The organism is Alteromonas sp. R7, assembly GCF_055755235.1.
Genome location: NZ_JBVTQX010000005.1, coordinates 205,883 through 220,697, shown reverse-complemented (window position 1 = coordinate 220,697; position 14,815 = coordinate 205,883). Strand labels below are relative to the sequence as shown.

Sequence of the window (14,815 nt, the reverse complement as noted above, 5' to 3'; positions counted from 1 at the left end):
TCCCCTCTGTTTGAATAAGTACTAAGAGAGACAAGGCATGCAAACGCTCACCATTACTACGCCAGACGATTGGCACCTTCACTTTCGCGATAACGAAATGCTAGCTGAAACAGTGCCTGCAACCGCACGTTGTTTCCAGCGCGCTATTGTTATGCCAAACCTTGTACCACCGGTGGTTAATGCTGAAATGGCCGTGGCGTACAAAGGGCGAATTGAAGCTGCGCGACCTAAAGGCAGTAGCTTTGAGCCATTAGTGACCTTATTCCTTACTAATCAAACTACACCTAAAGACATTATCGATGCAAAACAAGCGGGCGTAACTGCGTGTAAGCTATATCCTGCAGGGGCCACTACTAACTCAGATGCGGCTGTAAAAGGCATTCAGGCTTTATACCCTGTATTTCAAGCCATGCAAGAGCAAGGCTTATTGTTGCTAATTCATGGTGAGGTGACCGAACATCACATTGATATTTTTGACCGTGAAAAAGTGTTCATTGATACCCATTTAGGGCCTATCGTTGACGCATTCCCTAAGCTGAAAGTGGTGTTTGAGCATATTACAACAGCAGATGCCGCAAGCTTCGTAGCGGGCGCCAGCGAATTTGTTGGAGCCACCATTACCCCTCAGCACTTATTGTTAAATCGCAACGATTTACTGGTTGGCGGCGTACGCCCTCATAACTATTGCTTGCCAGTGCTAAAACGCAACACGCATCAGAAAGCGTTGCGCGATATGGTGGCAAGCGGCAACAAAAAATTCTTCCTAGGTACCGACTCGGCACCTCATGCAAAACATAAAAAAGAAAATGCTTGCGGCTGCGCGGGTTGTTATAGCGCATGGTCTGCAATTGAGCTTTATGCCGAAGTGTTCGAGCAGCTAGGCGCAATAGATAAGCTTGAAGGATTTGCTAGCCATTACGGTGCAGATTTTTATGGTTTACCACGAAATACGACTACAATGACATTAGTGAAAGAGTCGTGGACGGTGCCAGAACAAGTAACCCTAGCTGATGGCACCGATATGGTTCCATTTTATGCGGGGCAAACGTTGCAGTGGAAATTAGAAAAGGCATTTCAAGCGTAGTTTTTGTTGTTATTGTCTGTTTATGTGCCCTGTGGAGTTCATCCACTTGGGCACAAGCATTCTCTTACTCTCACGCCCCCGATTTACCAAGTACCCTTTCTCCCTCTGAGAAGCAGAGTATTCAATCTTACTCACTCACAGTGTTTAAAAATGCCTTATCAAAAAATGGCATTGATTTAACGCCTGCTACTAACACTTTATCGAATAGTGCCGACGTCCTTATCAATTTGATCAGAGATGAAAATAACGAAGATAGTTATTATTGGATCACGCCGCTATTTGCCTTTGAATGTGGAAATAATGTTCGTTGTACGCCGAATGCGGGCAGTCAGGCGACGACAATAGCAGTGAGCTATATCGCACTGAGCAAAAGTGAAGGTTCTGCCGATATTGCAGAGCGGTTGAGCGAACTGATTGCTCAATACAAAGGTTCAGATGACTTCACATTGCTTGCTAGCGCAATGCGGGATGTACTGAAAGCATCTTTCCCGGCCACAATACTTACTTTTGGAACACTAAGCTTAGCAGGTGAGCTGCATGCTAATACCGACAATCTTTGGGTCATCGCCGACATTGTGCCACTTTTTTCAGAGGTGGGAGAGCGAGGAAAGCTTAAAGGTATTGCTGCAGACTTGGTCAGAGACATATTAGATGAGATGACGCTAAAGCAGAATATCCTTTCCGCGCCATGGGAACGTATTGCAAAGGAAGCAATGACCAAGTCTAACGTATTGGTATTCTCAGTAATTCGCACGCATGAAAGAGAAAGCGTGTTTCACTGGGTAACGCCGGTATCAAGAAACCTTCATGGACTGTACGGCATCGATAAGCCCTATTTTGAATCCTTTGCCAACGTACCAAAGAACTTTAGGGTTGGTACCTTATTGGAAGACTATCGCTATAACGTTGCGATAGAGCATGGCTTCAAAGTAAAAGCCTATGATTCGTGGCAGGCATTAGTGGATGCACTGATCAACAACGAAATTGATACTATTTTCGGTTCTCAGGGGGCAATTGACTTTGGATGTAACCCAAAACAATTTAAATGTGAGACAATAACCCTATCGAGTAAATACGACATTTCAACGGCCTACCTAGCACTGTCAAAGAAAGACACCTGTGTTTTAGTTTTAGAGAAGCTCAAGTTAGCGGCGGCCGGTGTGAAAATGAGTGACAAGTTTAATGAGCAGCTTTCTTCCTGGAGTGACATGGTGTCCCAAGAATACGGCATAGCTCATCATACCGAACATGGTGTAGTGCACCTTTGGAACCCAAATTAATGACAGTTGAAACAGTTAAGCACTTAGATATAAACCCTGCCATCACCAAGGCGCTAGACTCACAAGGCATTTACCAACTTTCCCCTATACAGGCACAATCGCTCCCTGAGGCGTTGCAGGGGAAAGATGTGATAGGCCAAGCGCAGACGGGCAGCGGCAAGACTCTGTGCTTTGTAATTCCTGCCTTACAGCACGTAGAAGTGAATGATTTTACCACGCAGGCCATCATACTTTGTCCTACCCGAGAGCTTGCTGATCAAGTGGCTCAGCAGTGCCGTTCGGCGGCTAAGAACATCGGTAATATTAAAGTGACCACGTTATGTGGTGGCCAGCCTATGGGGCCGCAGATTCAGTCACTGAAACATAGCCCGCACATCATTGTGGGCACGCCGGGTCGCGTAATGGACCATGTGGAAAAGCGTCGAATTGACCTAAGTAACGTAAAGTTGCGTGTCCTCGATGAAGCCGATCGCATGTTAGATATGGGCTTTGAAGACGATTTACGCATTATTTTCGGTCAAACGCCAAAACAAGTGCAAACCCTATTGTTTTCTGCAACCTTTACGGAACAAATTGAGCGTGTAGCCAAGCAGTACCTGCACAACCCGGTAACCTGTAAAGTTGAGTCTCAAGACAGTAAACCCGCTATCACCCAATTGGGCTACAACGTGCTCCCGCACACACGCACTCAGGCGCTTAAAGCGGTACTTACCCACTACCAACCTAAAAATGCCATTGTATTTTGTAACCGCAAGGTTCAGGTAAATGAAGTGGTTGAGGAGCTTATCGAAGATGGCTTTAGCGCAGCTGGACTTCAGGGGGACTTGGAACAGCATCAACGCACATCGGTGCTAATGCAGTTCGCCAGCGATGCGCTACAAGTACTTGTTGCCACCGATGTAGCTGCGCGAGGGCTGGATATTGATGATGTTGCCTGCGTAATTAATTATACGGTAAGTGAAGAGCCGGAAACCCATATTCACCGCATTGGTCGCACGGCGCGAGCAGGCGCACAGGGCATGGCGGTAACGCTAGTCAGCGATGACGAAGAGCACTTCTTGCGAAAAATAGAAGTATTGCAAGAAAGCGATATTCCACTTAAAGGCGCACAAAGCCTGCGTTTTCATAAAAACAAAATTACTCAGCCTGAATTTACCTGTATTTCACTAAGCGCGGGTAAAAAAGAAAAGCTTCGCCCAGGCGATCTGGTGGGTGCACTTACCAAAGATGCGGGCATTCCTGGCGACGACTTGGGCAAAATTAAAGTTCAGAACAGCATGAGTTTTGTCGCAGTGAAAACGCGAAGCGTGAAAAAAGCCATGGCGCACTTTAGAGAAGGTAAGATTAAAGGAAAGCGTATTAGAGCCCGAAAGCTTTAATATGCGCTCTTAGATCTAAGTACTGACGTTATTCAATGGAAGGTGAGTGTGGTCGCTGAAACTGACTTGAGCGTGTTACTGAAAAATCTGAATCCTGTGGCGAGTAGTGAAAATTACGTTTTTACTACCTTGCCTGCTGACAGATTAACTAGTGCGTTAATTTCAGTAGCTAAGGGGATGTTTCAAGAACGCGAGGGCACCACCCTTATTCTTCCGGTTGCCGCAGCCGAGAAAGCTAATCTGCAATTTGAAGGTTATTACCGCTGTATAACCTGTGAAGTGCATTCTAGTTTGGAAGCGGTAGGCATGACTGCAGCTATGTCCACCGCACTGGGTAAGGCAGGAATTAGCGCCAACGTGGTGGCCGCTTATTATCACGACCATATTTTCGTGCCAGCTGAAAAAGCCGACTTGGCGATAGACGTTTTAACGTCGTTGTCTAACTAGGTCTGACCAATCTCTTCCTGCCTATTCTCTTTTCTCAAAAAACCATCAACCAGCCCCATGGTTAAGCAATATTGGGCACCATAGTAAGTTGTCATTACCCAAATGGTAGACAGTGGAAGCGGGGTTTTGAAAACCGACTGGGCGAGAATGGCATCTGATATCACAAAAAATAACGCACCGGTTACGATCAGCTTAGTTTGAGCCAACCACACTGCGGTTAAACCCATCAGTGTGATTACGCTAATATAGGCGACTACAGGGTAAAATAAGGCTTTCGACGCTGGCAGAATGTGCACTGCCATCATTACGGCAAAGCTAATCATAATAATACTAATGAACCACTTTGGTTTGCGTGAAATGATATGGTCGCCGGGCGTTTCTTGTAGGCGGCGATGCAGCAACGCAAAACACATAGCATACGTTAAATGGGCAACAAAAAAGCACGCCAAGCCAGTAATAAAACTATCAGCAAAGGGCAAGGCCAGACTAACATCTCCGGCAAGACTAAAAAGTAACGCCGCCAACACCATGTATCGCGGCATGGCGCTAAGTTTTGTATAGGCGAAAACTGCCAGTACCACAATAGGCAGGGCTTTGGGTAAGAATTGCGCCACGTAGGGGGTAAGCGGCAGCGTTGCCAGGTAAATCAACGCTAAGCTGCTAAAGACAATAGTTGTTCTTACATTCATATTTAGCCTTTTTGAAACTGCTCGGTCATACACTTCAACACGACAAAAAAAGCCCCAGTTTGGTGAAGCAAACATGGGGCTTTAGCTATCGAATTTTATATGCGCTATTCAATGTGCGCGAATTACCAAATTTTTACGCGTTCTTCTGGTGGTAAATACAACGCATCTTCTTCGGTCACGTTAAACGCTTCGTAGAATTCAGGTACGTTGCGAACAGCACCGTTAGTGCGGAACTTCGTAGGTGAATGGGTATCGGTTTGTACTTGGCTGCGCAACGCCTCTTCGCGATATTTGCTTGCCCAAACCTGGCCGTAACCAATGAATACACGCTGGTCGCCAGTGAAACCGTCTAGTTCAGGGGCTTCTTCACCATCAAGAGACAGGTGGTAAGCTTTAAGTGCGATGCTGATTCCGCCAAGGTCGCCGATGTTTTCACCTAGGGTATATTCACCGTTTACGTGCAAGTCAGGCAGAACCTCAAACTGGTTATACTGTTCAATCAAGTTCGCAGTGCGTGCTTCAAACTCGCCGCGATCTTCATCAGTCCACCAGTTTCGCAGAACGCCGTCACCGTCGAAGGTTGACCCTGAATCATCAAAACCATGGCCAATTTCATGACCAATTACCGCGCCAATGCCACCGTAGTTAACCGCGTCTTCGGCGTTCATGTCAAAGAACGGAGGTTGAAGGATAGCCGCAGGGAATACAATTTCGTTTAGCGGTGGGTTGTAGTAAGCATTAACAGTTTGTGGTGTCATGCCCCATTCATGGGTCCACACTGGGCCGCCTTGTTTCTTAAGCATTTCTTCGTACAGCACGTCCGAAGAACGCTTAAGGTTTCCAAACAGGTCACTGGCATTAACTGTCAGAGCTGAATAGTCTCTCCACTGGTCTGGGTAACCAATTTTCACGGTAAACTTAGATAGCTTGTCTAGTGCTTGTGCACGGGTTTCATCTGTCATCCAATCAAGATTTTCGATACTTTCTTTGTAAGCTAACAACAGGTTATTAACCATTTCCATCATGCGATCTTTTGCTTCAGGCGGGAAGTGCTGTTTTACATAAACCTTACCGATTAGCTCGCCTACATGAGCATTTGAAAGGCTTACTGCACGACGCCATTGTGGCTGTTGCTCTTCAACACCGCGAAGCACTTTGCTGTAGAAATTGAAGTTTGCTTCATCAAGCTCGGCATTTAAGCGACTGGCTGAAGCATTTAACAAGCCCCACTTAAGGAACGTTTTCCAATCTTCCAGTGAGGTTTCTGCAATAACGCCATCAATGTTTTGCATGTAGTCTTTTTGCAGGATGCCTAGCGAAGGAATGTCGCTAATGTCTGCTTCAGTAAGATAAGCGTCCCAGTCGAACTTAGGCATTAACGCTTTAAGTTCTTCAATTGTCAGTTTGTTATAGTTGGCAGCAAAGTTACGGGCCTGCTCTTTTTTCATATGTAGCTGAGCAATTTTAGTCTCAAGTGCGAACAGCATATCCGCACTTTCTTTAGGCGCGTCGAAACCCGCCAGCTCAAACATGGTTTGAATATGTTTAACGTAGGCATCGCGAATGGTTTGTGATGTTTCGTCGTCCTTGAAGTAGTACTCGCGCTCAGGAAGGCCTAAGCCCGACTGCCACGTGTACATCAAATATTCTTTTGGCGACTTAAGATCAGGGTATTGAGTTAGGCTGAACGGCGTACCGTAGCCATAGCGAGCTGCATAAGCGAAATACTCAGCAAGGTCGGTGTAGTCTTCAATGGCATCAATCTTAGTTAACTCAGGCTTTAGCGGTGTCATACCAAGTTCGTTGCGGGTTTCCATGTCCATATAGGCACGGTAAAAATCACCGACTTTTTGCTCGTCGCTGCCCGCTTTAAAGTCGCCTTCGGCAGACGATTTTATAATATCCATAACGTGATCTTGTGCTTCATCGCGAAGAATTACGAAAGAACCGTAGCTCGATTTATCTGCCGGTATTTCAAAATTATCAAACCACTTGCCGTTTACGTAGCGGAAAAAGTCATCACCCGGGTCAACAGACAGATCCATATTTTCTTTAATGACACCTGAAGAAAGCTGTTGTTGAGCCTCTTCGGTAGCCGCGCTTTGTGTCTGTTGTTCTGTGGATGAATTTTGTGGGCTACAAGCCGTGAGGGCCAGTGCCACGCTTAAGCTTAAAACGCTACGTAACATGTCGAGTTTTCCTTTTCATTTTATTGGGCGACATTTGGACTTGCCGCTTATTGTTTTAGTGCGTTGCGAAACCTGTGCATCCCTTCGAAAGAATGGTGTGGCGTATTGCGTGCACGCTTTTTACTAATTTTTAGCATGGCGGGGGGGATAGAAAAAGTGTTTATAGTGAAAATACACAGCTTGTAACAACTTGTAGGGCTAATTTCGCTATAGTGTTTTTTCTCACACACTAAAACATTCAAGGAACGGCGATGGACTTACACAATACCCCTTTCGATAGCGTATCACCCTGTGAGTACGCCGATGCGCTGCCAAGAGAGCAGTTCATGCACTATGCGATAAAACCATTGTGGGAAGGCATGCCACGCATTGCGGGTCCAGCATTTACCGTTAAGTGTGAGCCGGGTGATCATCTTATGCTGCATGCGGCGATATATCGCGCAAGCCCCGGTGACGTTATTGTGGTTGAAGCCGATGATGAATTCGCTGTGGCGGGTGGTAACGTCTGCGCGATAGCCCAGTCTCGCGGCATTAAAGGCTTCGTGATTGATGGTGTTATACGCGATCTTGCTGAAACCCGTGACAACAAATTCCCGGTATTTGCCAGGGGCGTTATACCCAAGCCAGGAGCCAAAAAGTGTATAGCCCCGTTAAATGAGCCGATTACCTGTGCAGGTGTAACGGTTCACGCCGGAGATATCATTGTTGCAGACGAAGAGGGCATTGCAGTAATTCCAAGAGATGAGGCGCTAGCAGCCTATGACATTGCTCAAAAACGTGCCCAGAAAGACGGCTCTATGTCACTTGAACAATGGCAGGCTGAACATGTTGAAAAAGTAGAAAGCATACTCGCTAAGTTAGGCTTTGCAGAGTGAAGGCTGACAGGAAACTAGCTTAGTGTTGAGTTGTTTTATGTAAGCGCTTCTCCAAATAATAATTTTCGCCAAGTATCAGCCTGTGCCAAATATTAACTAAAGTTAAACGAGCTTTGCGGTAAAAAAGCACCGCAAAGTTCAACACACTTTCAGTTATCGTGTAGAATTGTGACCTAAGCATTTTGGGGCATACGTAAACGTGCTCTGTCACTGAATAACTAACGAGTTCTACATGTTTTCATTTTTTGAAAAGCTGACCCAGCCTTTCCCTGACACGCCGCCTACCCAACCGCCAACAGGTATCGTTGCATTTTGTAAGTACTACACAAAAGGCATGTGGGGCGTAATCCTTACTGTTTCCGTGCTAAGTGCCATTGTTGCCATGTTAGAAGTGGCGTTGTTTGGCTTTTTAGGGCAGTTAGTTGACTGGTTCTCTGATCAAAACCGAGACACATTTTTAGCCGACCAAAAATTTACCCTCATTGGCATGGGTTTAACCGTGCTCGTTTTTATTCCATTGTTTATTTTATTGCGCTCGTTGTTTTCTCGTCAGTCCTTGATGGGGAACTACCCCATGCGCATTAGATGGCAAGCGCACCGCTATTTGCTTGGACAAAGTTTAACCTTCTTTCACGATGAGTTTGCCGGCCGTGTGGCCACCAAGGTGATGCAGACTGCACTTTCGGTAAGAGAGACAGTAACCAAGGTTCTCGATTTGCTGGTGTACATCAGCGTTTATTTTATCTCTATGGTAGTGCTTATTTTCAGCACTGACTGGCGCTTAGCCATGCCGCTTATCGTGTGGTTCTTTGTGTACATTGGCATTTTAAAAGTGCTGGTGCCTAAACTAAAAGAAGTCTCGCAAAAGCAAGCCGACGCGCGCTCATTAATGACCGGACGTATTGTTGATAGCTATACCAATATCACCACTGTGAAGCTGTTTTCACACAGTCGCCGCGAAGCGGATTACGCTAAAGAAAGCATGGATGGTTTTCTTAAAACGGTTTACCCGCAAATGCGTTTGGTCACCGTGTTGGAATTCTGTGTGGAAATGGCTAACGCCATTCTTATTTTCACCATCGGGGCGCTATCCGTGTATTTGTGGATGGAAAACATTGCGAGCCCTGGCGATATCGCCATTGCTATTAGTCTGTGTTTGCGACTAAACGGTATGTCGCACTGGGTTATGTGGGAAGTATCAGGTTTGTTCGAAAACTTAGGCACGGTGCAGGATGGCATGAATACACTAGCGCAGCCTATTGCAGTAAAAGACAAGCCAAAAGCCGACGCGTTAAAGGTAAATGGCGGCGGGATTAATTTCGATAATGTGCATTTTTCTTATTCAGGTGCAGACAACAAACCTATTGATGTGTTCACTAACTTGGATTTAGCCATTAAGCCTGGAGAAAAAGTGGGCTTAGTGGGGCGTTCTGGGGCGGGTAAATCGACGCTGGTTAATTTGCTCATGCGTTTTTACGACACCCAGAGTGGTCGCATTGTCATTGATGGCCAAGATATTACTGAAGTAGGCCAAGAGACGCTTCGTGCTAAAATCAGCATGGTGACTCAAGATACCTCTCTGATGCATCGCTCGGTACGCGATAACATTCTTTACGGACGCACGGATGCGACAGAAGAAGATATGATCCGTGCAGCCAAACAGGCCGAAGCGCACGACTTTATTCTTACGCTTACCGATAGTCACGGTAGAACAGGGTACGACGCTCACGTGGGTGAACGAGGCGTGAAGCTTTCAGGCGGTCAGCGCCAGCGCATTGCCATAGCTCGCGTATTGTTAAAAGATGCGCCTGTATTAGTGCTGGACGAGGCCACATCAGCGCTAGATTCAGAAGTTGAAGCGGCAATTCAAGCCTGTCTGGATAAAGTGATGGAAGGCAAAACCGTGCTGGCTATTGCGCATCGACTGTCAACCATTGCGCAAATGGACAGGTTACTTGTTCTGGATAAGGGCAACATTGTAGAGCAGGGAACCCATACCGAGCTTATTGCGCACAATGGCATATATGCCAAGCTTTGGGCGCACCAAACGGGCGGATTTATAGGCGTTGAATAGGCAAGGAGCGAATTAGCGTTCAATCGCAGATGGGATGGATAAACCGCTTGTATCTTGAAAGTGGTTAAGTATAATACGCGTCCCTCCCTTGCGATACCGCACTTTCCTTAGAAAAGACGCACAACTCACAAGGGCAGTGTAAGTAAATTTTGTCTTATCGACACCACAGGGGTGTAGTTCGAATTGGTAGAACAGCGGTCTCCAAAACCGATGGTTGGGGGTTCGAGTCCCTCCACCCCTGCCAAATTTACTTAAACTAAGAATTTTTAAGTTGCGCATTTTTTAGATGCGTAAAACAACGACGCTGTAGTGCTAGGATCGTAACATGAGCGAAAAGACGGAAAATCAGTCCAATGCATTGGACATGTTTAAATGGGTAGTGGTTTTTGCACTACTTGCCGGTTTAGTAACCGCTAATACAATGTACGGTGAGATCTCGGTACTATACCGTGCCATCGCAATTGTTGTAGTTGTTGGTATAGCTGGTTTCATCGCGGCAACTACCGAAAAAGGTAGCACCTTCTTGAGCTTCGCTAAAGAGTCTCGCACAGAAGTTCGCAAGGTTGTGTGGCCAACTCGCCAAGAGGCGAACCAAACTACACTTATCGTGCTTGCAGCGACGTTAATTATGGCACTAATTTTATGGGGACTAGACGGCATCATCGTTCGTGTAGTTGGCTTTATTACAGGAATAGGAGCATAACCGTATGTCTGAAGAAGAAGCAGTAAAGAAAAGATGGTACGTAGTTCAAGCCTATTCACAATATGAGTCTCGCGTTAAGAAGACCCTGCTTGAATACATCAAGATGCACAACATGGAAGACTACTTCGGTCAGGTACTAGTACCAACAGAAGAAGTAGTAGAAATGCGTGCTGGTCAAAAGCGTAAGTCTGAGCGTAAGTTCTACCCAGGTTATGTATTGGTAGAAATGGCGATGACGGAAGAGTCATGGCACTTAGTGAAAAGCGTACCTCGCGTACTTGGTTTCATCGGCGGCACATCTGACCGTCCTATGCCAATCACGCAGAAAGAAGCTGACGCTATCTTAAATCGTCTTGAAGAAAACGTTGATAAGCCAAGACCAAAGACGCTGTTCGAGCCAGGCGAAGTTATTCGCGTTATCGATGGCCCATTTGCAGACTTCAACGGTGTGGTAGAAGAAGTAGACTACGAAAAGAGCCGCGTAAAAGTATCGGTGCTTATCTTCGGTCGTTCTACTCCAGTAGACCTAGAATTTGGTCAGGTAGAAAAAGGCTAAGCCTATTCAAGCTACCGTATAGTATTTTTAAAAAGCCCCGTTTGACGGGGCTTTTTTGTATCTAGATAACGATAAAAGGAGAGCGGTGAATATTTATAAAAATTTGCATGTTACTACAACGTAGCATCCTCTTGACCTAAATAAGCCAGAAATAACAGCTAATAAGCGAAAGAAACATAAACATAAACTGCAATATTGTTGCGGTTTTTTCAGAGACTTTATCGCTCTTTGTAAAAGAGTCCCAAAATCTGACGCCCAGCGCACGTTTTAAGATTAGGTTCATTCCACAAACTACCATGACCCAAATGAACACCGTTCCGATATCTACCATTTTAAATTAGACCTTCACTCATCTGTTGTTTCTAAACCCTCTAGATCCGACGCCAAATTTGCTATAGCGCCCGAAACTAACCCACCACCTACGGATGTTGCGAGAGAGCTGAAACCTTTAACCGGACTTAAAGCGCCTGCACCCATTCCGGCAAGTGTTCCTGTAGCGATGGTACTGAACGATGCGTTACGCCCGCCACCAATAATTGCCCCGTAGAAACCACCTATGCCTCCGGCTATAGCGCCTAAAGCATTGGCCCAAAGTGCACCAGAAACATTTGAGATCTCATGATTGTTTAATTCTGTAGGTTTTTCCATTGTTTGATTATCCTTTCAAAATAAATGATGGGCTTCACACAGTGTGCGTAAAGCCAACTTAACTCTGATTCACTTTGCCTATGAAAAATACTGACCTTTCGATGGTTTTTTATTCTAAATAGCCCTTGCATAGTAATTAATCACCTTATATAATGCGCGCCCTTTTAAACGGAAACGGGAAGCCGATTGAGCAAATAATCTCTGTATTTGCGAGGCGTTAGACCCAAACAAGAGAGCATGTAAAATGGCTAAAAAAGTAAGCGGTATTATCAAGCTTCAGGTTGCAGCAGGTGCTGCTAACCCAAGTCCACCAGTTGGTCCTGCACTAGGTCAACACGGTGTAAACATCATGGAATTCTGTAAGGCTTTCAACGCGAAAACAGAAAGCCTTGAGAAAGGCGCTCCAGTACCAGTAGAAATTACTGTATACGAAGATCGCTCTTTCACATTCGAAACTAAGACTCCTCCTGCGTCTTACCTGCTTAAGAAAGCAGCGGGCATCAAGAGTGGTTCTGGCCGTCCTAACACTGAAAAAGTGGGTAAAGTTACTCGCGCTCAGTTGGAAGAGATTGCTAAAACTAAAGAGCCAGACCTTACTGCAGCTGATCTAGATGCAGCGGTACGCACTATCGCGGGTTCTGCTCGCTCAATGGGCTTGAACGTAGAGGACTAATCGAATGGCTAAATTAACTAAACGCGCTCGCGTAATCCGCGACAAAGTTGACTCTACTAAAGAGTACGAAATCAACGAAGCAGTAGCGCTTCTTAAAGAACTAGCAACAGCTAAGTTCGCAGAAAGCGTAGACGTATCTGTTAACCTTGGTATCGATGCGAAGAAATCTGACCAAAACGTTCGTGGTGCAACTGTACTACCTAACGGTACTGGTAAAGACGTTCGCGTTGCAGTATTCACTCAAGGTGCAAATGCTGAAGCAGCTAAAGAAGCTGGTGCAGACATCGTTGGTATGGACGACTTAGCTGAGCAAGTTAAGAAAGGCGAAATGAACTTTGACGTAGTAGTTGCTAGCCCAGACGCGATGCGTGTTGTTGGTCAACTAGGTCAAATCTTAGGTCCACGCGGCCTTATGCCTAACCCAAAAACTGGCACTGTAACGCCTGACGTTGCAACGGCAGTTAAGAACGCTAAAGCTGGTCAGGTACGCTACCGTAACGATAAGAACGGTATCATCCACGCTAGCATCGGTAAGATTGCGTTCGAAGCGAACCAAATACAAGAAAACCTTGAAGCGCTACTTGAAGCATTGAAGAAAGCTAAGCCTTCTTCTGCGAAAGGTACATACATCAAGAAGATCAGCCTAAGCACTACAATGGGTGCTGGTGTTGCTCTTGATAAGGCTTCTGTAGGTCTTTAATTTCGCTGAGCTTAGGCTTATCGAAATCTCTTAAAGGTTATGGGTTGGAGCTGTGACAATTAGCAGTGCTAATAAGCAGCTCCCGTCCTAGACCGCAGGTGCGGTGTGGTGAAAGAGGTAAGAGAACTTTCACAGTCAACACACTGCTTAATACAACAACCTGCGCAGACGGTGGTTTGACTCAGACTCTCTGGGGTAACAAACACCGTAGAGCGGTATCAACCATGAGGGTTGGTATCAATCTGTGAACCCTGACGGCGTAAGCGGGTAACCGCAAACAAAGTCAGATACAAAGAGGTGAACTCAGTGGCACTAGGTTTAGCAGCAAAAAAAGAGATCGTAGCAGAAGTTTCTGAAGTTGCGTCTCGCGCTCTATCCGTAGCCGTTGCTGAATACCGTGGGATGGAAGTTGCAGAACTGACTGACCTACGTGTTAAAGCTCGTGAGCAAGGCGTATACCTAAAGGTTGTACGTAACACACTTGCAAAGCGTGCTCTAGCAGACAGTCAATTTGCAGACTTAGACAGCGCCTTAACTGGTCCGCTTATCTATGGTTTCTCTATCGACGCACCAGGCGGTGCGGCACGTCTTTTCAAAGACTTCGGTAAGACTAACGATAAGCTAAAAGTTACAGCACTATCTATTGGTAGCGGTCTTCTTGGTCCAGAGAAATTGGACGCAGTTGCAGCACTACCTACCCGCGACGAAGCGCTTGCGAAACTACTTGCAACCTTCAAAGCACCAGTTGGGAAATTCGTTCAAACAATCAACGAAGTTCCTGGCAAGTTTGTGCGCGTATTGGCGGCGGTCAAAGACACCAAGTAATTGGCGTTTTTGGCATATTGATTTTTTTAACATTTTATACCCAGGAGTTTAGAGAACATGGCTCTAACTAAAGAAGATATCTTAAACGCAATCGCTGAAATGCCAGTAATGGAACTGGTTGAACTAATCGAAGCGGCTGAAGAAAAATTCAACGTATCTGCTGCAGCTGCTGTTGCTGTTGCTGGTCCAGCTGCTGGCGGTGACGCTGCTGCTGCAGAAGAAAAGACTGAATTCGACGTTGTAATGACTTCATTCGGTGGCAACAAAGTTGCAGTTATCAAAGCAGTTCGCGGCGCGACTGGCCTAGGTCTTAAAGAAGCTAAAGAAGTAGTTGAGTCTGCTCCTAAAGCTATCAAAGAAGGCGTAAGCAAAGATGAAGCTGAAGCACTTAAGAAAGAGCTTGAAGAAGCTGGTGCAGAAGTAGAAATCAAGTAATCTGACATAGTCAGATTATTGCCTGAGACGGCAAGGCTGGTGGTTTTTTAAACCACCAGCCTTTTTGCGCTGTATAGTGTGTAGAATCTAACCCTTGGTTACACTACTTAAAGCGCCATTCGGAAATACCCATAAAAAGCATAAAAATCCAACAAGTTAACTAATAATTGGTTAAATTTTGTTGTATGCTGGTGTATCTGCCCGAAAAAGGGTTGTGGAAGTTTGTTGCTTAGTGCGCCATTTGAAACGTAGCTTTTA

15 protein-coding genes and 1 tRNA gene are annotated in these 14,815 nt (G+C 45.7%); 13 read left to right on the top strand and 3 right to left on the bottom strand.

What is annotated here, in order from left to right; genetic code table 11:
* The first annotated feature begins 37 nt into the window (after positions 1-37).
* The 4 genes from pyrC to AC0J2X_RS10230 are packed head-to-tail and all read left to right on the top strand — an operon-like array spanning position 38 to position 4,190.
* On the top strand, positions 38-1,084 hold the full coding sequence (pyrC, locus tag AC0J2X_RS10245; protein ID WP_278346707.1) for a dihydroorotase: 1,047 nt from the start codon (positions 38-40) through the stop codon (positions 1,082-1,084).
* Positions 1,054-2,364 carry a substrate-binding periplasmic protein gene (locus tag AC0J2X_RS10240; protein ID WP_069945096.1) on the top strand — a complete coding sequence of 437 codons (1,311 nt, stop codon included), beginning with the start codon at positions 1,054-1,056 and terminating at the stop codon, positions 2,362-2,364. The genes pyrC and AC0J2X_RS10240 overlap by 31 nt, the downstream gene beginning before the upstream one ends.
* The gene (gene dbpA / locus AC0J2X_RS10235) at positions 2,364-3,743 is read left to right on the top strand and encodes an ATP-dependent RNA helicase DbpA (RefSeq protein ID WP_014951051.1); all 1,380 of its coding nucleotides are present in this window, start codon (positions 2,364-2,366) and stop codon (positions 3,741-3,743) included. Before AC0J2X_RS10240 ends, dbpA begins: the two co-directional genes overlap by 1 nt.
* Positions 3,744-3,791: 48 nt before the next feature.
* Positions 3,792-4,190: an ACT domain-containing protein gene (locus AC0J2X_RS10230; RefSeq protein WP_039229305.1), complete on the top strand. Its 399-nt coding sequence runs from the start codon at positions 3,792-3,794 to the stop codon at positions 4,188-4,190.
* On the opposite strand, the gene AC0J2X_RS10225 is transcribed toward AC0J2X_RS10230, so the two are convergent.
* Complete coding sequence (locus AC0J2X_RS10225; protein ID WP_039229366.1) at positions 4,187-4,879, bottom strand: lysoplasmalogenase; 693 nt, start codon at positions 4,877-4,879, stop codon at positions 4,187-4,189. The genes AC0J2X_RS10230 and AC0J2X_RS10225 overlap by 4 nt on opposite strands.
* Positions 4,880-5,001: 122 nt before the next feature.
* Positions 5,002-7,068 (bottom strand): M13 family metallopeptidase, encoded by a 2,067-nt coding sequence (locus tag AC0J2X_RS10220; protein WP_069945095.1) that lies wholly within the window; start codon positions 7,066-7,068, stop codon positions 5,002-5,004.
* Between the two features lie 251 nt (positions 7,069-7,319).
* Between AC0J2X_RS10220 and AC0J2X_RS10215 the strand changes: the two genes are divergently transcribed.
* From AC0J2X_RS10215 to nusG, 5 genes are all read left to right on the top strand, one after another.
* Entirely contained in the window at positions 7,320-7,943 is a 624-nt protein-coding gene (locus AC0J2X_RS10215; protein ID WP_069945094.1) for an RraA family protein, read from the top strand.
* A 232-nt stretch (positions 7,944-8,175) separates the two neighbouring features.
* On the top strand, positions 8,176-10,017 hold the full coding sequence (locus AC0J2X_RS10210; protein ID WP_014951046.1) for an ABC transporter ATP-binding protein: 1,842 nt from the start codon (positions 8,176-8,178) through the stop codon (positions 10,015-10,017).
* A gap of 167 nt (positions 10,018-10,184) precedes the next feature.
* Positions 10,185-10,261, top strand: a tRNA-Trp gene (locus AC0J2X_RS10205).
* Positions 10,262-10,342: 81 nt separating this feature from the next.
* Positions 10,343-10,720, top strand: coding sequence for a preprotein translocase subunit SecE (gene secE, locus AC0J2X_RS10200; RefSeq protein ID WP_014951045.1), 378 nt, complete (start codon positions 10,343-10,345; stop codon positions 10,718-10,720).
* A 4-nt stretch (positions 10,721-10,724) separates the two neighbouring features.
* Entirely contained in the window at positions 10,725-11,276 is a 552-nt protein-coding gene (gene nusG, locus AC0J2X_RS10195) for a transcription termination/antitermination protein NusG (protein WP_014951044.1), read from the top strand.
* Positions 11,277-11,621: 345 nt separating this feature from the next.
* Here the strand turns inward: nusG and AC0J2X_RS10190 are convergent, their stop codons facing one another.
* Positions 11,622-11,924 carry a hypothetical protein gene (locus AC0J2X_RS10190; protein ID WP_061096048.1) on the bottom strand — a complete coding sequence of 101 codons (303 nt, stop codon included), beginning with the start codon at positions 11,922-11,924 and terminating at the stop codon, positions 11,622-11,624.
* A 244-nt stretch (positions 11,925-12,168) separates the two neighbouring features.
* On the opposite strand from AC0J2X_RS10190, the gene rplK reads away from it, so the two are divergent.
* From rplK to rplL, 4 genes are all read left to right on the top strand, one after another.
* On the top strand, positions 12,169-12,597 hold the full coding sequence (gene rplK, locus AC0J2X_RS10185) for a 50S ribosomal protein L11 (protein WP_014951043.1): 429 nt from the start codon (positions 12,169-12,171) through the stop codon (positions 12,595-12,597).
* Positions 12,598-12,601: 4 nt separating this feature from the next.
* A complete protein-coding gene (rplA, locus tag AC0J2X_RS10180; RefSeq protein WP_014980521.1) occupies positions 12,602-13,297 on the top strand; it encodes a 50S ribosomal protein L1 in 696 nt (231 codons plus the stop codon).
* 306 nt (positions 13,298-13,603) lie between these two features.
* Complete coding sequence (rplJ, locus tag AC0J2X_RS10175; protein WP_014951041.1) at positions 13,604-14,122, top strand: 50S ribosomal protein L10; 519 nt, start codon at positions 13,604-13,606, stop codon at positions 14,120-14,122.
* Between the two features lie 57 nt (positions 14,123-14,179).
* On the top strand, positions 14,180-14,557 hold the full coding sequence (gene rplL, locus AC0J2X_RS10170; RefSeq protein ID WP_015068303.1) for a 50S ribosomal protein L7/L12: 378 nt from the start codon (positions 14,180-14,182) through the stop codon (positions 14,555-14,557).
* Positions 14,558-14,815 lie beyond the last annotated feature (258 nt).